This window comes from Streptomyces sp. NPDC051180 (genome assembly GCF_040689545.1).
Lineage (GTDB): Bacteria > Actinomycetota > Actinomycetes > Streptomycetales > Streptomycetaceae > Streptomyces.
Genome location: NZ_JBFBBC010000004.1, coordinates 385,685 through 406,220 on the forward strand (window position 1 = coordinate 385,685; position 20,536 = coordinate 406,220).

Consider the following 20,536-nt stretch of genomic DNA (forward strand, 5'->3'; position numbering starts at 1 on the left):
GATCATCACCTCGCCCTCCATCGTAGTTACGTACGGCGTACGTAGTGGGGTAGGGTCGCGCCATGACTACTACGTACGCTGTACTTAGTGAAGGTCTGCGGAAGCGCTACGGCGACGTCCACGCCCTCCGCGGCCTCGACCTCGCCGTCCCCGAGGGCTCGGTCTGCGGCCTCCTTGGACCCAACGGCGCCGGCAAGACCACCGCCGTCCGCGTGCTGACCACCCTCGTCCCGCCCGACGCCGGAAGCGCCCGGGTCGCCGGCCACGACCTGGTGCGTGACCCGGCCGGTGTGCGGAGGCGGATCGCGGTCACCGGGCAGCACACCTCCGTCGACGGCGACCTCACCGGCGCCGAGAACCTCCGGCTCTTCGCCCGGCTCCTGCGCGCGCCCCGCTCCCGCGCCGACGAGCTCCTGGAGCGGTTCGGCCTGGCGGCCGCGGCCGGACGGCCCGCCCGCACCTACTCCGGCGGCATGCGGCGCCGGCTCGACCTGGCCGCGAGCCTCCTCGTGACCCCGCGGGTGCTCTTCCTCGACGAGCCCACGACCGGCCTCGACCCCCGCAGCCGCAACGGCATCTGGGACGTCGTCCGGGAACTGGCCTCCCAGGGCACGACCGTTCTCCTCACCACGCAGTACCTGGAGGAGGCCGACCGGCTCGCCGACGACATCGTCCTCGTCGACGAGGGCCGCGTCGCCGAGCGCGGCACACCCGCCGCACTCAAGGCGCTCGTCGGCGCGTACGCCGAGGTCGTCGTCGCCGCCCCCGGATCCCTCGGGGCGGCCGCCGCCGTCCTCGACCGGCTGACCGGCTCCGCCCCGGTCCTGGACCCCGAGCGCCGCACGGTCGGCGCCGTGACGACGGACCCCACGCTCACCCTCCCGCGGCTCGTCCGCGAGGTCGACGCGGCCGGCGTCCTCGTCGTCGACGCCTCGCTGCGCGCGCCCACCCTCGACGAGGTCTTCCTCCGCCTCACCGCACGCAAGGAGCTCGCCGCGTGAGCACCGCCCTCGTCCACGACGGCACCGCCGTCCTCGGCCGCCACCTCCGGCGCGTCCGGCACGCGCCCGCGATCACCGTCATGACCCAGACGATGCCGATCGTGTTCCTGCTCTTCTTCGGCTACGTCTTCGGCAGCGCGCTCGCCATGCCCGGCGCCGAGTACCGCTCCCACCTGGTGCCGGGCCTGCTCGTGGCGACGGCCGCCGGCGGCCTCATGACCGGCATGTTCCAGGCGGCCCAGGACGCCCACCGGGGGGTCATGGACCGCTTCAGGACCCTGCCGGTGAGCCGCGCGGCCGCCCCCCTCGGACAGGCCCTCGCCGACCTCGTGACCAGCGCCGTCGGCACCGTCCCGCTGATCCTCGTCGGACTCGCCATGGGCTGGCGGATCGAGGGCACGGCGGCGGGAGCGGTGAGCGCCTTCGGCCTGCTGCTGCTCTTCCGCCTCGCGACGACCTGGGTCGGCATCCTGCTCGGCCTGGCCTCGAAGAGCGAGGAGGCGGCGGGGCAGCTCGGCAGCGCCACGTTCATGCTCCCGCTGCTGTCCAACGCCTACATCCCGACCGACGGCATGCCGGACTGGCTGCGCACGCTCGCCGAGTGGAACCCGATCTCGGCGGTCACCACGGCCGTGCGGTTCCTCTTCGGCAACGCCCCCGTCCCCTCCGGCGCCGCCTGGCCGGTGGCCCATCCGGTCGCCGGCGCGCTCCTCTGGTCGCTCGGCCTGATCGCCCTGTGCGCCCCGCTCGCGATCCGCCGCCACGCGCGCGGCTGACCCCCGGCCCGGGGTGACGTACGCCCGGGTGACAGGGGCGGCCGGGCAGGGTAGGCAGGGCTTCCATGAGCACTCAGCCACTCCCCCTCGACGGGATCACGGTCGTCGCCGTCGAGCAGGCCGTCGCCGCCCCCTTCGCCACCCGGCAGCTCGCCGACCTCGGCGCGCGCGTCGTCAAGATCGAGCGCCCCGACGGCGGCGACTTCGCACGGGGTTACGACACGGCGGCCCGCGGCCTCGCCTCCCACTTCGTGTGGTGCAACCGCGGCAAGGAGTCCGTGGCCGTCGACCTCAAGGATCCGAGGGGCCTCGCCCTGGTCCGGCGGCTGGTGGCCGGCGCCGACGTGTTCGTGCAGAACCTCGCCCAGGGGGCGGCGGCCCGCCTCGGTCTCGACGCCGCCGCCCTCTGCGCCGCCCACCCCGCACTGATCGCCGTGGACGTCTCGGGGTACGGGGCGACGGGACCGTACGCGCACCGGCGGGCGTACGACATGCTCGTCCAGTGCGAGGCCGGGCTGGTGTCGGTCACCGGCACCCCGGAGCAGCCGGTCAAGTCCGGTATCCCCGCCGCCGACATCGCCGCCGGCATGTACGCCTTCTCCGGCGTCCTCGCCGCCCTCGTCCGGCGCGGCACGACCGGCCGGGGCGGTCCGGTGGAGGTCTCCCTGCTCGACTCGCTGGCCGAGTGGATGGGGCACCCCCTGCATCACGGGGCGCACGGAAGCGCCGCCCCGGCGCGAACGGGGCTCGCGCACGCGGTCATCGCCCCCTACGACGCCTATCCGACCGCTGACGGGGGCCTGGTGCTGCTCTCCGTCCAGAACGACCGCGAGTGGCGGCGGCTCGCCGGGCAGGTCCTCGGCCGGCCCGGTCTCGCCGACGACCCGGCCTTCGCCACCAACACGGCGCGGGTCGCCGGACGCGCGGCGACGGACGCCGCCGTGGCGGAGGCGCTGGCCCCCCTGACGACCACCGAGGCGCTCGCACGGCTCGACGCGGCGGGGATCGCCTGCGCCCGGCTCAACTCGGTCGCGGAGCTCGCCGAACACCCGCAGCTCGCGTCCCGTGACCGCTGGCGGGACGTGGAGTCCCCCGTCGGCCCCCTGCGCTCGCTGCTGCCGCCGATCGTCTTCCCGGACGCCGCGGAACCGCGCATGGGACGCATCCCGGCCCACGGCCAGGACACGGACGCCGTCCTCGCCGAACTCGGCGTGACGGAGGCGGAGCTCAAGGAGCTGCGCGGCAGCGGGGTCATCGCCTGACGCCGACCCGGAGGCGGGCCGCACGGGCGGGGAGTCCGGCGCGGCCCGTACGAGGGAGAGGTCGGGCGAGGCCCGCACGGGCGGCCACGGCCGGGGCGGCCGGGCGGATGCGGCCCGTTCGGGCGGCAGAGGCATGGAGGCGGCCGGGGCAGGCGCGAGCCGGGTGAGGGCCGCGCCCGGCGGGCGCGTCGTGCGCCTGCTCCGGACACGACTGAACGCCGGACGGGCGGGGACACGTCCGGCGGAGTCGTGGTCCGGGCCTTGCCGGAGGCCCGGGGACGAGCTAGTGGCGCGCGCCGAAGAGCGAGCGGCGCAGTCGGCGGAGCGGTGCGAAGAGCGAGACCCGCGCGCTGCGGCTGCGGTGGCTGTGCACCGCCGGCTCACGCGTACGCGACGTCAGTTCCCGCATCAGCAGCGTCGCCTCGGCCACCTCGCGCTGGGGCACGGCAGGGCCGCCGAGCACCGCGAGATGGCGGTCGAGGCGCGAACTCGTCGCGCTGCTCCCGCAGGTGATGGCAGGCACTCGCGGCCTGCTGCGCATTGCTATCTGTTCCATGTCACTCCCCACCCGTACAAGGGCACTCGGCCCGGGCAGGTTAACCCTATCGCCCCAGCGTCACACGCGTGTATCCCGCCGACGGGATTCACCGCACCCGTACGGGGGTTGACGGTCACCGTGCGAATCCATCTGATTCCAGGGCGAGTTGGACAGCACTCGAACAGCTGCCGAACCGTCACGAACCATCCTGCACTCCGGGCACCCCCGCGCGGACACGGAGGCCGGTGTGATCTCCGACACCAAGATCGCGACACCCCTCCCGCCGACCGACCGGGGGCAGGACGGCAGCCCTCGGGCTACCGTGGAGCCATGACGGTGATCGCGGGTCGTTACCGGCTTCTGGACGTCCTGGCCGAGGGGGCGACGGGCGCCGTCTGGCGCGCCCTGGACGAGACGGACCGCCACGAGGTGGCCCTCAAGGAGCTCCGGGTCCCGGAGGGCGTCCCCACCGACGACGTCCCCCTCCTGTACGCCCGCCGCGAGCGCGAGGCCCGCGCCGCCGCGCGGCTCTCCCATCCGGCGGTCGTGAAGGTCCACGGCGTCGCCACCGACGACGGCCGCCCCTGGGTCGTCATGGAGCTGGTCCGCGGCCTCACGCTCGCCGAGACCCTCGACGCGGGCGGCCCCCTCCCCCCGCGCGAGGCCGCACGCGTCGGCGCCGAGGTCCTCGGCGCGCTGCGGGCGGCCCGGGAGGCGGGGGTCGGCCACCGCGGCGTGACCCCGGACCACGTTCTGCTGGGGAACGACGGACGCGTCGTCGTCACGGGGTTCGGCACCGATGCCGGCTCCCCCGACCTCTCCGGCCCCGCCCCGGGCCGGCCCGCGGGCCCCGCCGACGACCTGCGCTCCCTCGGCGCCCTGCTCGACACGGCGGCGGCGGGAGGCCGGAGCGGTCCCCTGGGCGCCATCGTCGACGGACTGCTGGACGACGGTCGGGATGCCCCTGCCACGGCCGAGCGCGTCGAGGGGGAGCTGCGGCGCCTGGCCGGACGGACGGAGCCCCGCGCAGGCGCGGAGAGCGGCAACGCGCCCACGGGTGCGGGCGGTTCCCCCGGCGACGCCCCGGGGGACGGTCCGGGACGCGGGGCCGGAGCCGTACCGGCGGAGGACGCGAAGGGCGGCTCCGACCGTCGGCCGCGCCGGGCCGGCGCGGGTGCGCCCCGCCGGGTCCCCGTCCTGGTGGCCGGGGTCGTCGGGGCGCTGCTGATCGCGGGGGCGCTGACCTATCACGCGGTGCGGGACGACGGGCCGGGGGCCGGGCCCGCTCCGGGCGGGGTGTCGAGCACCGCCCCGGCCGGACCCGGCGCCACGGGCGCGGGCGGGGTTCCGGCTACGCCGCGTTCCTGAAGGACGGCAGGTAGCCGCCCGACTGGCCGGCGGCGGTCGGGTGGTAGGACTCGCCGATGTTGAGCCAGTTGAGGCTGTGCAGCCAGGCGGAGCCGGAACAGATCTCGTGGCCGGTGAAGGGCGGGACGACACTGGCGAAGGCGAAGCCGTGGTCGGCCGCGCGCTTGGCGACGGCGGCGTTGAGGTAGTCGGAGGCGCCGTTGATGGCGGAGCGCTCCCCCTCGCTGAGGCCGGCGATGCAGCTGCCGTTCAGCTGGTAGAAGCGCGGGTAGCCGAGAACGACGACGCGGGCGGAGGGCGCCTTGCCCCTGATGGCGTTGTAGACGGAGTCGAGCTTGCCCGGGAGTGTGGTGTCGACATAGCTCTTGGCCTGATTCACCCGGCTGATGCAGGTCGCCTCGGACTGCAGCACACAGGTCGTCATGACGTCGGCGAAACCGGCGTCATTTCCCCCGATCGTGATCGACACCAGGTCGGTGGCGGCCGAGAGGGGTCCGAGCTGATTGGCGGTCACATCACCCGTTCGGGCGCCCGAGCAGGCGGTGAAGGCGAACGAAGAGGGGGCGTTCGCGTTCTTCCACAGCACCGGGTACGCCTTCGTGGAGCGCTTGCAGTCGCCGCTGGCGCTGTCGTAACTGCCGGCGCCGACGCCGGAGGAGTACGAGTCGCCCAGCGCCACGTAGTCGAGGGCCGCGGTTTCGGCGGCCTGTGCGGCGCTCGCCCCGGTGAGGGCGAGGACGGCACCGAGCAGGAGCGAGGACGAGAGCGCGGTGAATCTGGACAGTCTCATGGGACCTCCTGTAGCAGGATCTCTGCGCTACCAGGTAGTAGCATCGGATCCGCCGCGCCGGAAGTGTTCATGTCAAAACTGGAGGCGAACGGGCCCCGATCCTCCGTCAGTGTCGGTCGATTTCAAGCCAATCGAGGAACCGGAACTTCCGCTCCCGCTTTAAGGTCGATCGAGACCGCGACACATTCGCACAACAATGCACAGGAGTACCGCCCCACCTCGGCGTTCCCTTCTTGCGGGGCGATTGATCGAATCCGATCAGGAAGCTTGCAGATCCAACCCTCAAAGCGCCACCGAACTACGGAAAGCGGGGTCAGGGAGCCGGGACTTGCCATACAGTCCCCTTCATCAATACCGTCATCCATCTCACCCGCACCATCCGCCCGCAAGGCTGCCCTGGGGAGGGCCCCTGCCTCGCGACGGAGTCGGCGCGGGGCGCGGTAGGGGGGTGCCGTGCTCGGTGTTCGAAGGTGCGCCGAGTCGCGGGTACCGCGCGGCCAGTCATGCCAACTCGCTGGTCCCGTGAAGGGATCGATTCCGTGCGGGCGGGCGGGAACCCCCCTTTCGAACCGGACACATCACCGGGCCGCCCAAGGGGTGGGCGGCCCACCGGACGAGAGGGAAAACAGACCCATGAGCTCAGTCCTGCGGCCATCCACCACGGGCCACGAAACGACCGAGCCGAGTCGAATAGCCGCCCAATACCGGGCCATCACCTCGCATCTGGCGATCACTCCGCCGGTGAGCGTCGTCATTCCCGCGATGAACGAGGCGGAAAATCTTCCGTACGTCTTCAAGACCCTGCCGGAATGGATCCACGAAGTCGTCCTCGTCGACGGAAACTCTTCCGACGACACGGTCGACGTCGCCCGTGAACTCCGCCCGGACGTCAAGGTCGTGAAGCAGGTCGGCAAGGGCAAGGGCGACGCGCTGATCAGCGGTTTCGCCGCATGCACCGGCGACATCATCGTCATGGTCGACGCGGACGGCTCGGCGGACGGCCAGGAGATCGTCTCCTACGTCTCCGCCCTCGTCGGGGGCGCCGATTTCGCCAAGGGATCCCGTTTCGCCAACGGCGGCGGCACCGACGACATGACGACCATCCGACGCCTCGGCAACTGGGCGCTCTGCACGCTGGTCAACCGCAAGTTCGGCGCCCGGTACACCGACCTCTGCTACGGGTACAACGCCTTCTGGCGCCACTGCCTCGACAAGATCACCCTGGACTGCACGGGGTTCGAGATAGAGACCCTCATCAACATCCGGGTCGTCAAGGCCGGTCTCAAGGTGCAGGAGGTGCCGAGCCACGAGTACAACCGCATCCACGGCGTCAGCAACCTCAACGCCGTGCGCGACGGCATCCGGGTCCTGAAGGTCATCCTGAAGGAGAAGGCCGTCGCCAAGGCGGCCCGCCGCCGGCCCGCCCCCTTCTCCGTCAACGTCCCGCGGGGAGAGACGTCTTGAACGACCGCACGTCCCCGCCCGACTTCTCGGTGGTGATCTGCGTCTACACGGAGGACCGCTGGGAGGACATCCTCGCGGCCGTCGACTCCGTCCGGAACCAGTCGCTGCCGGCGCGGGAGACGCTCCTCGTGGTCGACCACAACGAGCGGCTGCTCTCCCGGCTCACCGAGGAGTACGCGGACGCGCGGCTCCGGGGAGAGGTGCGGGTGCTCGCCAACGCGGGCCCCCGCGGCCTCTCCGCCGGCCGCAACACCGGGATCGCCGCCGCCCGCGGCGATTTCGTCGCCTTCCTCGACGACGACGCCGTCGCCGAGCGGGACTGGCTGCACCACTTCGCCGCCGCCTACGACGACCCCCGCGTGATGGCGGTCGGCGGCCGCACCCTGCCCGCCTGGGCCTCCGGCCGCCGGCCCGCCTGGTTCCCGGAGGAGTTCGACTGGGTCGTCGGCTGCACCTACCGCGGCCTGCCCCCGGGCCGCGTCCCGGTGCGCAACGTCCTCGGCGGCAACGCCTCCTTCCGCCGTACGGCCTTCGACGCGGCGGGCGGCTTCGCCACCGGCATCGGGCGCGACGGCGACCGGCGGCCCCTCGGCTGCGAGGAGACCGAGCTCTGCATCCGGCTCTCCACGGCGCTCCCGGGCGCGATCCTGCTCATCGACGATCGCGCGGTCATCCACCACAAGGTGCCCACCGCCCGCGAGCGGTTCGACTACTTCCGCACCCGGGTCTACGCCGAGGGGCTCTCCAAGGCCCTGGTCGCGGTGAGCGTCGGCGCGCAGAAGGGCCTGGAGTCCGAACGCCGCTACACCACCCGGGTCCTGCCCGCCGGCGTGCTCCGCGGCGTGCGCGACGCGCTCCGCGGGCGCTCCGGCGGCGCCGGGCGCGCCGGCGCCATCGTCACCGGAGTCACCCTCGCGGCCGGCGGCTACGCGCTGGGCCGGCTGCGGGCACGGCGCGGCGGCACCACGTTCGCGTGGGGGCCGATCGAACGCGCCGCGATCCCTCCGGCCGCCGGCGGCCGGACGGACCGGACGGCGGGGCACGAGGACACCGTGCTCGACGGCCGCACGGCCGAGGGGGCGGCGTCGTGACCACCGCCGGACCCTGCGGAGCCACGTGCGGCGGAGCCGCCCCCGACGGCGCCGGACTCGGCGCGGAGGCCGCGCGCGTGCCCGTGCCCATCCTCATGTACCACGCCGTCGCCCGGGACCCGGCGCCCGCCACCCTGGGGCTCTCGGTCACCCCCGGGGCCTTCGCGGCGCAGATGGAGGTGGTGGCCGAGCGCGGGTTCACACCGCTGACCACCGCGGCACTCGCGGCGGCCTGGCGCACCGGCGGCGCGCTCCCCGCCCGGCCGCTCCTCGTCACCTTCGACGACGGCTACGAGGGGGTGCACCGGCACGCCCTGCCCGTGCTCGCCCGGTACGCCTTCGCGAGCACCGTCTTCGTCTCCACGGGCTGGCTGCGGGGCAGGCACGACACGGGCGGCGCGCTCGACACCATGCTGGACTGGACGCAGGTGCGCGAACTCGCCGACGCGGGGACGGAGATCGGCGGCCACAGCCACACCCATCCGCAGCTCGACCAGCTCGACGCACGGCGGCTGCGCTTCGAGGCGCTGCGCTGTCACGAGATCGTCGGCGAGGAACTCGGCACCGCCCCGGCCTCGTTCGCCTATCCCTACGGGTACTCCAGCCGTCGGGTCCGCCGTGCCGTCCGCGAGGCCGGCTTCGCGCAGGCGCTCGCCGTCGGCAACGCGCTGGCCTGCCGCTGCCAGGGGCCGTACGCCCTGGAGCGGGTGACCGTGCGCAGGTCCACCGGGATCGAGGAGTTCACCCGGCTCGTGGAAGGACGGGCCATCGCCCGGAACTTCGCCGCCGACCGGGTGATGACGAAGGGGTACGCGCTGGTGCGGCGCGCCCGGGGCGCGCTGCGGGGCCACTGGATCTGACGCCGGGCGCGCCGGGGCCGTCGCCCCGGGCCGCCGGGCCCGACGCCGAGGTCACGGGTCGCGGCGCCGGGTCCGCCCCGGATCCGGCGTACCGCCGTGTCGGCGGGCGGGAGATCGTCCCGTTCAAAACACGGTGCGCGCAATGCCCGGTTGCCGGATCATGGGCGCCATGGCTGACACTCCACCGGAACCGTCCGAGCCGCAGCGGTCGCTCCCGATCCGCCTCAACCTCGACGACAGCGACTCGCCGTCGGACGTCGTCGACGCGCTGTTCCTCGGCCGCTTCGCGACCGGCGAGCAGCCCCACTCGCACAGCACGACCGTGGACCGGGTCAAGGCGGAGGCAACGCTCCTCCCCGCGGGCGCGCGGGTGCTGCGCGCCGCGAAGGACGACGACCGCAGCGCGCTGCTCGCCGAGGGCGAGGGCTGGACGCTGCTGGTCTCCCGCTGGAACCGGGGCGCCGACGTCACCGTGACGGCCGCCGACGCCGAGCTGGCGGAGCGGATCCTCAAGGAGGCCACCGACGGCGCGAAGGACGAGCCGGAGCCGCAGCCCGAGAACGTGACGATGGGGTTCTGGTACGTGTCGCCCCGGCGCGGCCCGCACCGGACCACCCGGCAGATCAGCGCCGGGACGTGGGACGAGGTCCGGCCGAACTACTCCGCGCCGGTGGCCGAGTCGATGGACCGCCTCATGAAGGTGACGCCCGACTCCATCGCCGGCCGGCTCCTGCTGCTGCACGGTCCGCCGGGCACGGGCAAGACGTCGGCGCTGCGGACCCTGGCCCGGTCCTGGCGGGACTGGTGCCAGGTGGACTGCGTGCTCGATCCGGAGCGGCTCTTCAACGACGTCGGCTATCTGATGGACATCGCGATCGGTGAGGACGAGGGCACGGCGAAGGGACGCTGGCGGCTGCTGCTCCTGGAGGACTGCGACGAGCTGATCCGCGGCGAGGCGAAGCACACCGCGGGGCAGGCCCTCTCCCGGCTGCTCAACCTGACGGACGGTCTCCTCGGGCAGGGGCGCAACGTCCTGGTCGGCGTCACCACCAACGAGGACCTGGAGCGGCTCCACCCGGCCGTCGTCCGTCCGGGCCGCTGCCTGGCCCGTATCGAGGTCGGGCCGCTGACCCGGGCGGAGTCGGTGGCGTGGCTCGGCCGCGAGGAGGACGTGCCGCGCGAGGGCGCGACGCTGGCGGAGCTGTTCGCGCTGCGCCGCGGCACGCCCCCGGCGGAACTCCCGGAGCCCCGCAACGCGGGGGCGGGCCTCTACTTGTAGGGCGCGTCCGGCGGGCTGTCGTACGCCGCGCGCAGCGCCTCGCTCATCGCCGCCTCCGCGGCCTCGCGGCTGAGTCCGAGGCGGCGGGTCTCCTCGGCGTACTGGGCGGCGGCGGTGGCGGCCTTGCGGGTGGCGGCGTCGCCGGCGGCCGCGACGAAGGTGCCGTGGCGGCCGCGGGTCTCGATGACCCCGTCCGCCTCCAGTGCCTTGTACGCCTTCGCGACCGTGTTCGCGGCGAGGCCCAGCTGTTCCGCGAGCCCGCGCACCGTCGGCAGCTTGTAGCCGACCGGAAGTCTGCCCGACCGGGCCCGCTCCGAGATCTGGGCACGCAGCTGTTCGTACGGAGCGGTGGTGGATTCGTGGTCCACGGCGATGGTGAGTGTCACCCCGCCGATTCTGCCCCCACCCCGCCGGAAAATGGGAGGCGGCTGCGTCTCCGCCCCCGTAGCGTGCGGCCACATGACTGTGATCGTCCGTGATGTGACGCCCGAGGACGCCGCCGGATTCGCCCGGGTCCGCCGGTCCGCTCTCCCCTTCATGCTCGCGACGGCCGAGCAGCTGCGCTTCGACTGGGCGCACGCCCATCCGGAGAGCCACTACCGCCCGCTCGTCGCCGTGACCGAGGACGACGGGATCGTCGGGACCGCGCAGGTGGGGATCGCCCACGAAGCCCCCGAGCCCGGCATCGGCTACGCGAACGTGTACGTGGACCCGGCCCGCCTGGGCCTCGGCGCCGGGTCCCTGCTGCTGCGCACCGCCGAGGAGTACCTCGCCGAGCGGGGCGCGCACACCGTGTACAGCTGGGTCCTCGACGCGCCGGGGAACCGCGGCTGGGCCGAGCGCCGCGGCTACGCGCCGAGCCGGTCCGCGCACTTCCTCCGCCTCGACCTGAAGACGGCCGAGCTGCCGCCGCTCCAGGACCCGCCGGCCGGTGTCGAGGTGCTCACCGCGCAGGACTTCGCGGACGACCCCCGGCCGCTGTTCGAGCTGGACGCCGTGACGACGGCGGACGAGCCGGGCGACGTCGGGGCCGAGCTCGCCGACTTCGAGCACTGGCGGGAGACCACCTGGGAGCACCCCCATCTCGACCGGGCGCTGACGACGGTCGTGGTGGTGGACGGGGTCCCCGCGGCGTTCAGCGCGGCCCAGACGGACGGGCTCGGCCGGTACTCCTCCGGCATGACGGGGACCTCCCCCGCCTTCCGCGGCCGCGGACTGGCCAAGCTCGCCAAGAACACGTCCCTGCACCGGGCCCGCGCCGCGGGCTGCACGGAGGCGTTCACGGGGAACGACGCGGGCAACGGCCCGATGCTGGCGATCAACGAGTGGTTCGGCTACGAGATCGCTGCGACGGAGGTACGGCATGTCCGGACGATCGGTTGAGGTGACCCTCACGAAGGCCGGACGCACGAAGATCCGCTACCCGGCCGAGGTCCTCAGCGAAGGGGGCGCGCGGCTCTCGGTGCGCGCCCCGTGGGCGGCCGAAGGGGTCCGGGACTTCGGCTTCGTGCGGTTCGAGCCGGGCGACGTCTTCGTGGAGCACTACTGGAGCGACCGCTGGTACACGGTCAAGGAGGTGTGGTCCGCCGACGGCGCCCTCAAGGGCTGGTACTGCGACATCACCCGGCCCGCCGTGATCGACCGCTCCGGGGTGGTGGTCGAGGACCTCGACCTCGACCTGTGGGTGTCGGCGGACGGCAGCGAGGTGCTGCGGCTGGACGAGGACGAGTTCGCGGCCGGCGGCCTCGCCTCCTCCGACCCCGAGGCCGCGGCCCGCGCGGTCGTGGCCCTCGACGAACTCGAAGTCCTCGGCCGCGAGGGCCTGGTCGACCTGCTCCGCCGGCCGGCATGACCGGCCGGACACCCCCTCGGGGGGTGTCCGGGCTCAGCCCTCGTACAGGGCGACGTCGGACTCCCGGGTGGCGAGGAAGCCGGGCGTCGGCAGTCCCGTCTCGCCGGTGGTCAGCTGCATGAGCGTGGCCCGGACACGGGCCGCGCCCGGCTGGTAGGCGGCGTCCTTCACGACGGCGTCGTTGACCCAGGTGTGGACGCGGCCGTCGCAGACGGCCCGGGTGCCGCCGATCCCGGCGCTCCGGCCTCCCTGGAGGAGGGTGGAGCCGACGAAGACGGGGCCGGCGCTGTCGTCGAGGCAGCGGTAGGTGCCGGAGAGGGTCACCTTGCTGTCGGAGGCGACGACGCCGAAGCCGTCGACGGTCAGGCCGTCGACCTCCGTCGCGTGCGCGAGGGGGGCCGTGGCGGCGGTCACGGCGGCGAGCAGGCCGGCGGCGAGGACGAGGCGGACGCGCATGATGCGTGGTCCTTTCGGTGTGGGGGGATGGTGCTGCCCGCCAGGGATACCGGATCAGGCCGCCGACTGTCCGAAACTCACCCCATCGGCGGCGAGTTGGATTGCTCCGCGCGCATACGGTCCTACGGTCGGAGCGGGGTGCGCCGACCGGTCGCCCGCTTCAGCAGCGGCCAGGCCAGCAGGATCGCGACGACCGCGTACACCGTGACCGAGAACGGCGTGTTCACCAGTCCCGTCAGGGAACCGTCGCTGATCTGGAGGGCGCGGCGCAGCTGCTGTTCCGCGGCCGGCCCCAGGATCACGCCGATGACCGCCGGCAGCACCGGCAGGCCGTAGCGCCGCATCCCCAGGCCGATCAGCCCGATGACGAGCAGGATGACCAGGTCGAGGGCCTCGCCGCCCACCGCGTACGCGCCGACGGCGGCGAAGAAGAGGATCCCCGCGTACAGGTACGGGCGCGGGATGCGCAGCAGCCTGGCCCAGACGGGCGCGAGCGGCAGGTTGAGCGCCAGCAGCAGCACCATGCCGACGAACAGCGAGGCGATCAGACCCCAGACCAGCTCCGGCTCCCGCTCGAAGAGCAGCGGTCCGGGCTGGATGCCGTACTGCTGGAACGCGGCCAGCATCACCGCGGCGACGGCCGTCGTCGGCAGGCCCAGGGTGAGCATCGAGACGAGCGTCCCGGCCGCCGAGGCCGAGGCCGCCGACTCGGGCCCGGCGACGCCCTCGATGGCGCCCTTGCCGAACTGCTCCCCGTGCTTCGAGAGCCGCTTCTCCGTCACGTACGACAGGAAGGTCGGGATCTCGGCGCCGCCGGCCGGGATCGCGCCGAACGGGAAGCCGATCAGGGGGCCGCGCAGCCAGGACTTCCAGGTCCTCCGCACGTCGTCCCGGCCCAGCCAGGGGCGGCCGACCGGAATGGCCTCCCCCGCCGTGCGGCGCAGGTGCGCGGCGACCCACAGGGCCTCGCCGATGGCGAAGAGGCCGACCGCGACGATGACGACGTCGACGCCGTCGGCGAGCTGGAGCGAACCGAAGGTGAGGCGCTGCTGCCCGGTCATCTGGTCGAGGCCGACCAGACCGATCGTCAGACCGATCAGGAGCGAGGCGAGACCGCGGATGCGGGACGAGCCGAGGACCGAGGTCACCGCGATGAAGGCGAGGACCATCAGCGCCAGGTAGTCGGGGGCGCCGATGTCGACGGCGAGCGCGGCGACCGTCGGGGCCAGGACGACGAGCAGGATCGTGCCGATCATGCCGCCGGCGAAGTGGCCGACGGCCGCCGCGGCGAGCGCCTGCGCGCCCCGCCCCGCCTTCGCCATCGGATTGCCCTCGATGGCGGCCACCACGGCGGCGCTCTCGCCCGGGGTGTTCAGCAGGATCGAGGTGGTGGAGCCGCCGAACATGGCGCCGTAGTAGATGCCGGCGAACATGATGAAGGCGCCGGTCGGTTCGAGGCCGTACGTCACCGGCAGGAGCAGGGCGACGGCCATCGCGGGGCCGATGCCGGGCAGGACGCCGATGGCGGTGCCGAGGAGGACGCCGATCGCGGCCCACAGCAGGTTCATCGGGGTGAGCGCGGTCCCGAAGCCGTCGATCAGGGAGGTGAGGGAATCCACGGTCAGATCACTCCCATCAGCGGGCCGCCGGGGAGCGGGACGCCGAGCAGCTTGTCGAAGACGACGTAGGTGAGAAGCGAGAGGCCGGCCGCGATCAGCGGGTCGCGGTGGGGATGGCGGCTGCCGAGCGCGTAGGCCGCGCCCCAGAAGAGGAGGGCGCCGGCGACGGGGAAGCCGACGGGGCCGATGAGGACGGCGAACGCGAGGAAGACCCCGGCCAGCAGCAGGACGGTGCGCCAGTCGGCGGGCTCGGACAGGTCGACGTCCTCGCCGGCCTCGGACTCGCCCCGGCCGCCGCGCAGGACGTCGACGGTCAGCAGGACCGCGACGACGAGCAGCCCGCAGCCGACCACGAGGGGGACGGTGGCCGGGCCGACCGGACCGCGGCCCGTGACGTCGGTGTCGAGGGTGACCGCGTCGGCGAGGACGAGGACGCCGAGGAGGAAGAGGAGGACGCCGACGCCGAGTTCGGACCGGCCGCGCAGCCGGTCCCTCAGGGTGGGCGTCGCGGAGGTGGTCACGGGGGTGTCCACGGGGGTGTTCACAGGCCCAGCTCCTTCAGGACGGAGGCGACCCGCCGGTCCTGCTCGGTGAGGAAGGCACCGAACTCCTCGCCCGGCAGGAAGGCGTCGTTCCAGCCGTGGGTCCGCAGCGACTCGCGCCACTGCGGCGAGGCGTGCAGCTTCGTCACCAGGCCGACGAGCTTCTCCCGCTCGGCGTCGGAGAGACCGGGCGGGGCGACGACGCCGCGCCAGTTGGTGAACTCGGTGTCCAGGCCCGCCTCGCGGAGCGTGGGGGCGTCGAGTCCGGGAACCCGCTGGGGGCCGGTGACGGCGAGGAGGCGCAGCTCCCCCGCCTTGATCTGGTCGAGGTACTCGCCGACGCCGGAGACGCCGAAGCCGACCTTGTTGCCGAGGATGGAGGCGAGGAGTTCGCCTCCGCCGTCGAAGGGGACGTAGTTGACGTCCTTGGGCGCGATCCCGGCGGCCTGCGCCATCAGCATCGGGGCCAGGTGATCGGGGCCGCCGGGCGAGGAGCCGCCCCCGACGGGCAGCTTGCCGGGGTCCTTCCGCCAGGCGGCGAGCAGGTCCTGGATGGTCCGGTACGGGGAGTTCCTGCCGACCACGACGATGTCCTGCTCCTCGGTGAGCCGGGCGATCGGAGTGGTGTCGGCAAGGGTCCTGGGCGTCTTGTTGGTGTGGACGGCGCCGACGACGCCGAGGCCCATGGACATCGCGAGGCGGCCGTTGCCCCGCTCGCCGACGAGCCGGGTGAGGCCGACGGTCCCGCCCGCGCCGGGCAGGTTGAAGACCTCGATGTCGCCGGTGAGGTCCGCCTCCTCGGCGTTCTTCGCCGCCGTGCGGGCGGTGATGTCGTATCCGCCGCCGGGGGTGTTGGGGACCATGAAGCGCAGGCCGGGTATCTGCGTGCCGGTGTCGGAGCCGCTGCCGGGGGTGAGCAGCGGAGGGACCACCAGGACCAGCAGAGCCGCCCCGAGCAGGGCGAAGGGGGTGCGCAACCGCACGTGAGCCGCCTCTCGGACAGGGGGATAGGGGGGTGTGAGGTGGCCCACATGTTGCCGGTACGTGAAGAAGCTGTCTCTCTTCCGCAATCAACGGACGTTGTGGTCCTTGTGGTCGGGACCTACCGTGTCGGCGTGACGAACGTGCTGGTGGTGGACGACGACTTCATGGTCGCCAAGCTGCACTGCCGCTATGTGTCGGCCGTGCCGGGGTTCCGGGTGTCCGGGGTCGCGCACAGCGGCGCCGAGGCCCTCAGCGCGGCCGAACGGCTCCGGCCCGACCTCGTCCTCCTCGACGTCTTCCTGCCCGACATGGACGGCGTCCAGGTGCTGCGCGACCTCCGCGCGGCCGGCCACGCGGTGGACGCCCTCTTCATCACCGCGGCCCGGGACGCCGCCACCATCCGCTCGGCGCTGCGCGCCGGGGCCCTGCACTACCTCATCAAGCCCTTCAGCCAGTCCGCGCTCCACGAGCAGCTGCGCCACGTCGCCTCCCTGCGCACCCGCCTCGACGACCTCGACGAGGCCCGCCAGGAGGACGTCGACCGGATCTTCGGCACCCGCCCCCGCGGCTCCCGCGACCTCCCCAAGGGCCTCGCCGCCCCCACCGCCGAGCTCGTCGAATCCGTCCTGCGCGCCCACCCCGAGGGCCTCTCCGCCACCGAATGCGCCGAGGCCGGCGCCCTCTCCCGCGTCAGCGCCCGCCGCTACCTCGAGTACTTCGCCGCCACCGGCCGCGCCGAGGTCACCCTCCGCTACGGCGGCACGGGCCGCCCGGAACGCCGCTACCGCCGGCTGGGGTGAGCGCCCCTCACGAGGCCGGGCCGAGGGCGTCGCGGTACCGCCGGAGGAGTCCCTCGGCGTGCACCGTCCAGGGGTGCGCGGGGCCGAGCACCCGGGTCCGCCCGTCCACCAGCAGCTCGCCCTGCTCGACGGCCTCGGCGCTCTGCCCCAGGGCGTGGAGCGCGACGCTGAGCGTCTGTCGTGCGTTCAGCAGCAGGGGGTAGTCGGGGCTGAAGACCCGCTCGTACCCGCCGAGAGCCCTGCGGGCGTGCGGCAGCGCCTCGGCCGGCCTCTCCATGGCCCCGAGCGCGAACGCGTAGACCAACTCCGCGCCGAGCGTCATCGGGTGGTCCTCCCCGGTGGCGCTGCCGCAGTCCGCGATGACGGCGGGCCCCGTGGCGAGGATCTCCTCCCGGTCCGGCAGGATGCCGGCGTCCGGGTGCGCGGCGGATTCCAGGAGGCACTTCCGGGCGATGAGCGTCAGGGGGTGGGACGGGCCGAGGGCCTCCTCACGGCCTCGCGCCGCCCGCTTGGTCAGGACGACCGCTTCTTCGAGCCGGGCGAGGTTGAAGTACGGGCTGCCCAGTCGGAGGCACGCCTCCAGGGTATCCGGGGCATCCGGTCCGAGGGTCCTCTCGCAGTCGTCGAGCACCTCCCGGTAGACGGCCGCGGACTCCTCGAACCGTCCGAGGCGGAAGAGGGCGCGCCCCACGCGCATGCGGAGCCGGAGAGCACGGACGTCGTCGGCGGGAAGGGCGCGCGTGACGATGTCGAGGGCCTCCCGCGCCAGGGTGAGCGCGGAGGCGTAGTCGCCCGACCGGTGCACGGCGATCACGAGCCGCAGGACGCAGTCGACCGCGTCCGCGACGGCGGCGGGGCCGGCGTTCCAGCCGATCACCCGCCGCAGGAGCGCGATGACGTGGGGCGCGAGCAGGATCACCTTCGGGTCCTGCTCGCCGCGTTCGGGCACCTCCGGGAGGAGGGCCGTGACGAGGCGGGCGGCCGTCGAGGCGATGCGTTCCCGCTGGTCGGCGGGGGTGGCCTGGGCGACGCTGTCGAGCAGGATCCCGTGGACGCGCAGGCAGCGCACGCGACCCGGCACGAGCTCGCTCAGCGAGTGGTCGAGGAGTCCGCGGAGGGCGGGGTCGACGCGGGACGGGTGGAGTTCCGCGCCGAGCCCGGCCCCGGCGAGGAGGGCGAGCGGGAGGGGGTCGCCGGCCCAGCAGGCGAGCAGCCGCAGCAGGGCGGTGGCCTCGGGGAGGCCCTGTGCGGTGAGGGCGTCGAGGGAGAGCTGCCAGGTGCGGCTGAGCAGGTGGCGGGATTCCGCGCCGGCCTCGGCCCCCCGGTCGAGGAGTTCGATGGGGTGGTGACCGGCCGCGCCGTCGAGTCCGAGCCGGTAGTCGGCGAGGTTCCACGGGTCGAGGATCTGGTGGGCGAGGAACCCGCCGGCCAGGGTGAGCGCCAGGGGCAGGCGGCCGAGGCGGTCGGCGACCTCCGCCGCCTCCTCCGCGCTTCCCGCGTGGGGGGCGAGGTCCTGGAGGACGAGGGCGGCGTCCTCGCGGGGGAGGACGCCGAACTGCAGGAGTTCGGCGCCCGACCACCAGTGGGCCGCGGCCTGCCGGGTGGTGACGACGACGATGCCGGAGGGGCTGGTGCGCAGCCATCCGCCGTCGCGGAGGACGGCGGGGGTGTCGGCGTTGTCCAGGACGAGCAGCCAGGGCCGGTCGGAGGCGTCGAGGTAGTGCCAGACGAGGTCGGCGGCGGGGCGCAGTCCGCTGCGCGCGCCCGTGAGTTCGGCGTCGGTGGCACCCCGGTCGGCCGCGACGGCGAGCATGCCGGCCCGCAGGGACGCGGGGTCCGAGGCGTTGACCCAGAGTCCGATCCGGTCGGCGTTCCGGGTGGCATGGCGGAAGAGGGTGTACGCGACGGCGGTCTTGCCGCAGCCGCCCATGCCGTGGAGGACGTAGGCGCGGCCGCCGACTCCGGGCTCGACGGCGGCGCGCAGGCGGTCCATCTCGCCGACGCGGTCGCGGAGCACGACGGGTGCCCGGCCGACCGCGGGGTGCCGCACCGAGTCCGGGCCCGCCCACTCGGGGGCGTGGTGGTGGTGCTCGACGATGTGCTGGTCGCCCGATGCCTGGTAGACCCTGCCGTATCCGTCGGCCCGGGCGTCGTTGGTGCCGCTCACCGCTGGTCGATGTGCTGGTCGCGGCCCGCCTGGTACACGCGTGCGTGTCCGGAGGCGGTGGCCTGCTGGCTGACCGACGGCACGTCGGGGGTGACGGGCCGGAGCTCGTCGAGGAGCGCGCGGAGCACCGCGGCCTCCTCGGGGTGGGTCACGAGCAGCCGCCGGATGCGGCCCTGCCACTCCGCGCCCAGTTCGCCCCCGGTCTCCAGGTCACCGGCTTCCCGCGCGGCCAGCAGGTCCGTGCGGGTCGTCTCCAGCTCGGCGGAGATGGTCTCGGCCCGCTCCGGTTCGGCCCGGCGCCACAGCGAGGTGATGCCGTCGCTGACCCGCTGCCACGCCTCGGTCGTCAGCAGGGTGACCAGCGTCGTCCCCGCCGTCCCCGCCAGTACGGCCAACTCCGCGTCCAAGAACCCGCCCCCTCCGACCTGTTGTCGCCTGTCATCCCACACTATCCAGGCGGACCCGGCCGTCACAGTGGATTCCCGCCAACCGCGCCGGCCTGCGCGGACCTCTGTCTGAGCCGGCGCTTAGCGGTTCCTTAAAGCGGTCCTAAGGATCGTCGCATCCTGTTCTTCAGGGGCTTTTGCGTGGGTGGCGGGGGCTAGCGTGCGGGGCGTTCACCCCCCCACAGACCCTCGTGAAGGAGCTGTCCCCCATGACTTCTCGCCGTACGGCCGCGGCCGTCGCCACCACCACCGCCGGGCTCGCGCTGGCCGGGCTGATGTCCGGGAACGCGTTCGCGCACGGGTCGATGACCGATCCGGTGAGCCGGGTGTCGGCGTGCTACGCGGAGGGGCCGGAGTCGCCGAAGTCGGCGGCGTGCAAGGCGGCGGTGGCGGCGAGCGGGACGCAGGCGTTCTACGACTGGAACGCGGTGAACATCGCGAACGCGGCGGGGAAGCACCGTGAGTTGATCCCGAACGGGAAGCTGTGCAGCGCGGGGAACGACAAGTACCGGGGTCTGGACCTGGCGCGCGCCGACTGGCCGGCCAGCAAGCTGAGCTCCGGCTCGCACACCTTCCACTACAAGGGGACCGCCCCGCACAAGGGCTCGTTCGAGCTGTACGTGACGAAGGACGGGTACGACCCGTCGAAGCCGCTGAAGTGGTCGGACCTGGAGGCGAAGCCGTTCGTGACGGTGACGGACCCGGGGATGCAGAACGGCGACTACGTGTTCCAGGGGACCGTGCCGAAGAAGTCCGGGCGTCACCTCATCTACTCGATCTGGCAGCGCTCCGACTCCCCCGAGGCGTTCTACACCTGCTCCGACGTGGTGTTCGGGAAGGACAGCGGCGGTACGGCCCCGGCGACGAAGGACCCCGCCCCGACCGCGTCCGCGCCCACCGACGAGCAGATCGAGGACGGCGCGGACAAGTCCACCGTCCACCACGGCGGGCACGGGACGACGGCTTCCGCCCCCGCGCCCACCACGCCGTCGTCGGGTACGTCGGCCGGCGGCACGTCCGCGGGCGGCACGTCCTCCGGTGGTGCGTCCTCCGGTGGTGCGGAGGGCAACGCGCCCGTGCCCGCGTCCGGTGGGGAGGCGGGCACGGAGCTGGCGGAGACCGGCGGCGACTCCGCCACCCCGTTCGTCGCGGTGGGTGGCGCCGCCGGGCTCGCGCTGGGTGCGGCACTGCTCTTCTCGACGACCCGGCGGCGCCGGAATCGCGTCCAGGGTTCCTAGAGG

21 protein-coding genes are annotated in these 20,536 nt (G+C 73.7%); 12 read left to right on the top strand and 9 right to left on the bottom strand.

What is annotated here, in order from left to right:
- Positions 1-62 precede the first annotated feature (62 nt).
- The 3 genes from AB0424_RS10845 to AB0424_RS10855 all read left to right on the top strand — a co-directional run bounded on the left by AB0424_RS10845 (position 63) and on the right by AB0424_RS10855 (position 3,039).
- Positions 63-1,001, top strand: coding sequence for an ATP-binding cassette domain-containing protein (locus AB0424_RS10845; protein WP_366303968.1), 939 nt, complete (start codon positions 63-65; stop codon positions 999-1,001).
- Positions 998-1,777 carry an ABC transporter permease gene (locus AB0424_RS10850; protein ID WP_366303970.1) on the top strand — a complete coding sequence of 260 codons (780 nt, stop codon included), beginning with the start codon at positions 998-1,000 and terminating at the stop codon, positions 1,775-1,777. The genes AB0424_RS10845 and AB0424_RS10850 overlap by 4 nt, the downstream gene beginning before the upstream one ends.
- Before the next feature lie 65 nt (positions 1,778-1,842).
- Positions 1,843-3,039: a CaiB/BaiF CoA-transferase family protein gene (locus AB0424_RS10855; RefSeq protein ID WP_366303972.1), complete on the top strand. Its 1,197-nt coding sequence runs from the start codon at positions 1,843-1,845 to the stop codon at positions 3,037-3,039.
- A gap of 283 nt (positions 3,040-3,322) precedes the next feature.
- Here the strand turns inward: AB0424_RS10855 and AB0424_RS10860 are convergent, their stop codons facing one another.
- Complete coding sequence (locus tag AB0424_RS10860; RefSeq protein WP_366303974.1) at positions 3,323-3,595, bottom strand: hypothetical protein; 273 nt, start codon at positions 3,593-3,595, stop codon at positions 3,323-3,325.
- 312 nt (positions 3,596-3,907) lie between these two features.
- Between AB0424_RS10860 and AB0424_RS10865 the strand changes: the two genes are divergently transcribed.
- Positions 3,908-4,945 carry a serine/threonine-protein kinase gene (locus tag AB0424_RS10865; RefSeq protein WP_366303976.1) on the top strand — a complete coding sequence of 346 codons (1,038 nt, stop codon included), beginning with the start codon at positions 3,908-3,910 and terminating at the stop codon, positions 4,943-4,945.
- Here AB0424_RS10865 and AB0424_RS10870 read toward each other — a convergent pair.
- Positions 4,929-5,735 carry an SGNH/GDSL hydrolase family protein gene (locus AB0424_RS10870; RefSeq protein WP_366303978.1) on the bottom strand — a complete coding sequence of 269 codons (807 nt, stop codon included), beginning with the start codon at positions 5,733-5,735 and terminating at the stop codon, positions 4,929-4,931. The two genes, AB0424_RS10865 and AB0424_RS10870, sit on opposite strands and share 17 nt — an antisense overlap.
- A gap of 633 nt (positions 5,736-6,368) precedes the next feature.
- On the opposite strand from AB0424_RS10870, the gene AB0424_RS10875 reads away from it, so the two are divergent.
- The 4 genes from AB0424_RS10875 to AB0424_RS10890 all read left to right on the top strand — a co-directional run bounded on the left by AB0424_RS10875 (position 6,369) and on the right by AB0424_RS10890 (position 10,429).
- A complete protein-coding gene (locus tag AB0424_RS10875) occupies positions 6,369-7,199 on the top strand; it encodes a glycosyltransferase family 2 protein (protein ID WP_366303980.1) in 831 nt (276 codons plus the stop codon).
- On the top strand, positions 7,196-8,290 hold the full coding sequence (locus AB0424_RS10880) for a glycosyltransferase family 2 protein (RefSeq protein WP_366303981.1): 1,095 nt from the start codon (positions 7,196-7,198) through the stop codon (positions 8,288-8,290). The genes AB0424_RS10875 and AB0424_RS10880 overlap by 4 nt, the downstream gene beginning before the upstream one ends.
- Before the next feature lie 95 nt (positions 8,291-8,385).
- A complete protein-coding gene (locus tag AB0424_RS10885; protein WP_366304156.1) occupies positions 8,386-9,150 on the top strand; it encodes a polysaccharide deacetylase family protein in 765 nt (254 codons plus the stop codon).
- Between the two features lie 160 nt (positions 9,151-9,310).
- A complete protein-coding gene (locus tag AB0424_RS10890) occupies positions 9,311-10,429 on the top strand; it encodes a DUF5925 domain-containing protein (RefSeq protein WP_366303983.1) in 1,119 nt (372 codons plus the stop codon).
- On the opposite strand, the gene AB0424_RS10895 is transcribed toward AB0424_RS10890, so the two are convergent.
- The gene (locus AB0424_RS10895) at positions 10,420-10,815 is read right to left on the bottom strand and encodes a GntR family transcriptional regulator (protein WP_366303985.1); all 396 of its coding nucleotides are present in this window, start codon (positions 10,813-10,815) and stop codon (positions 10,420-10,422) included. The genes AB0424_RS10890 and AB0424_RS10895 overlap by 10 nt on opposite strands.
- 73 nt (positions 10,816-10,888) lie before the next feature.
- Between AB0424_RS10895 and AB0424_RS10900 the strand changes: the two genes are divergently transcribed.
- Positions 10,889-11,812 (top strand): GNAT family N-acetyltransferase, encoded by a 924-nt coding sequence (locus AB0424_RS10900; RefSeq protein ID WP_366303987.1) that lies wholly within the window; start codon positions 10,889-10,891, stop codon positions 11,810-11,812.
- Complete coding sequence (locus tag AB0424_RS10905) at positions 11,793-12,281, top strand: DUF402 domain-containing protein (protein WP_366303989.1); 489 nt, start codon at positions 11,793-11,795, stop codon at positions 12,279-12,281. The genes AB0424_RS10900 and AB0424_RS10905 overlap by 20 nt, the downstream gene beginning before the upstream one ends.
- Positions 12,282-12,314: 33 nt before the next feature.
- Here the strand turns inward: AB0424_RS10905 and AB0424_RS10910 are convergent, their stop codons facing one another.
- The 4 genes from AB0424_RS10910 to AB0424_RS10925 form a co-directional block, all read right to left on the bottom strand.
- A complete protein-coding gene (locus AB0424_RS10910; protein ID WP_366303991.1) occupies positions 12,315-12,737 on the bottom strand; it encodes a DUF6299 family protein in 423 nt (140 codons plus the stop codon).
- A gap of 122 nt (positions 12,738-12,859) precedes the next feature.
- Positions 12,860-14,356, bottom strand: a complete 1,497-nt coding sequence (locus AB0424_RS10915) for a tripartite tricarboxylate transporter permease (RefSeq protein ID WP_366303993.1) — start codon at positions 14,354-14,356, stop codon at positions 12,860-12,862.
- A 2-nt stretch (positions 14,357-14,358) separates the two neighbouring features.
- Complete coding sequence (locus AB0424_RS10920; protein WP_366303995.1) at positions 14,359-14,901, bottom strand: tripartite tricarboxylate transporter TctB family protein; 543 nt, start codon at positions 14,899-14,901, stop codon at positions 14,359-14,361.
- Positions 14,898-15,881 carry a tripartite tricarboxylate transporter substrate binding protein gene (locus AB0424_RS10925; RefSeq protein WP_366303997.1) on the bottom strand — a complete coding sequence of 328 codons (984 nt, stop codon included), beginning with the start codon at positions 15,879-15,881 and terminating at the stop codon, positions 14,898-14,900. Before AB0424_RS10925 ends, AB0424_RS10920 begins: the two co-directional genes overlap by 4 nt.
- 132 nt (positions 15,882-16,013) lie before the next feature.
- Here AB0424_RS10925 and AB0424_RS10930 point away from each other — a divergent pair, with 132 nt between their 5' ends.
- Entirely contained in the window at positions 16,014-16,682 is a 669-nt protein-coding gene (locus AB0424_RS10930; protein ID WP_366303998.1) for a response regulator, read from the top strand.
- 7 nt (positions 16,683-16,689) lie between these two features.
- Here the strand turns inward: AB0424_RS10930 and AB0424_RS10935 are convergent, their stop codons facing one another.
- Both AB0424_RS10935 and AB0424_RS10940 read right to left on the bottom strand, forming a co-directional pair.
- Entirely contained in the window at positions 16,690-18,849 is a 2,160-nt protein-coding gene (locus AB0424_RS10935) for a tetratricopeptide repeat protein (RefSeq protein WP_366304000.1), read from the bottom strand.
- On the bottom strand, positions 18,846-19,256 hold the full coding sequence (locus tag AB0424_RS10940; RefSeq protein WP_366304002.1) for a hypothetical protein: 411 nt from the start codon (positions 19,254-19,256) through the stop codon (positions 18,846-18,848). The genes AB0424_RS10935 and AB0424_RS10940 overlap by 4 nt, the downstream gene beginning before the upstream one ends.
- Positions 19,257-19,504: 248 nt before the next feature.
- Here AB0424_RS10940 and AB0424_RS10945 point away from each other — a divergent pair, with 248 nt between their 5' ends.
- Positions 19,505-20,533: a lytic polysaccharide monooxygenase gene (locus tag AB0424_RS10945; protein WP_366304004.1), complete on the top strand. Its 1,029-nt coding sequence runs from the start codon at positions 19,505-19,507 to the stop codon at positions 20,531-20,533.
- The last annotated feature ends 3 nt before the right edge of the window (positions 20,534-20,536 follow it).

What these genes read in the sequence shown, in the direction of transcription:
- AB0424_RS10845 (WP_366303968.1), top strand. Translation starts at nt 63, where the DNA reads ATGACTACTACGTACGCTGTACTTAGTGAAGGTCTGCGGAAGCGCTAC.
- AB0424_RS10855 (WP_366303972.1), top strand. Translation starts at nt 1,843, where the DNA reads ATGAGCACTCAGCCACTCCCCCTCGACGGGATCACGGTCGTCGCCGTC.
- AB0424_RS10860 (WP_366303974.1), bottom strand. Translation starts at nt 3,595, where the DNA reads ATGGAACAGATAGCAATGCGCAGCAGGCCGCGAGTGCCTGCCATCACC.
- AB0424_RS10865 (WP_366303976.1), top strand. Translation starts at nt 3,908, where the DNA reads ATGACGGTGATCGCGGGTCGTTACCGGCTTCTGGACGTCCTGGCCGAG.
- AB0424_RS10870 (WP_366303978.1), bottom strand. Translation starts at nt 5,735, where the DNA reads ATGAGACTGTCCAGATTCACCGCGCTCTCGTCCTCGCTCCTGCTCGGT.
- AB0424_RS10875 (WP_366303980.1), top strand. Translation starts at nt 6,369, where the DNA reads ATGAGCTCAGTCCTGCGGCCATCCACCACGGGCCACGAAACGACCGAG.
- AB0424_RS10885 (WP_366304156.1), top strand. Translation starts at nt 8,386, where the DNA reads ATGTACCACGCCGTCGCCCGGGACCCGGCGCCCGCCACCCTGGGGCTC.
- AB0424_RS10890 (WP_366303983.1), top strand. Translation starts at nt 9,311, where the DNA reads ATGGGCGCCATGGCTGACACTCCACCGGAACCGTCCGAGCCGCAGCGG.
- AB0424_RS10900 (WP_366303987.1), top strand. Translation starts at nt 10,889, where the DNA reads ATGACTGTGATCGTCCGTGATGTGACGCCCGAGGACGCCGCCGGATTC.
- AB0424_RS10905 (WP_366303989.1), top strand. Translation starts at nt 11,793, where the DNA reads ATGTCCGGACGATCGGTTGAGGTGACCCTCACGAAGGCCGGACGCACG.
- AB0424_RS10910 (WP_366303991.1), bottom strand. Translation starts at nt 12,737, where the DNA reads ATGCGCGTCCGCCTCGTCCTCGCCGCCGGCCTGCTCGCCGCCGTGACC.
- AB0424_RS10945 (WP_366304004.1), top strand. Translation starts at nt 19,505, where the DNA reads ATGACTTCTCGCCGTACGGCCGCGGCCGTCGCCACCACCACCGCCGGG.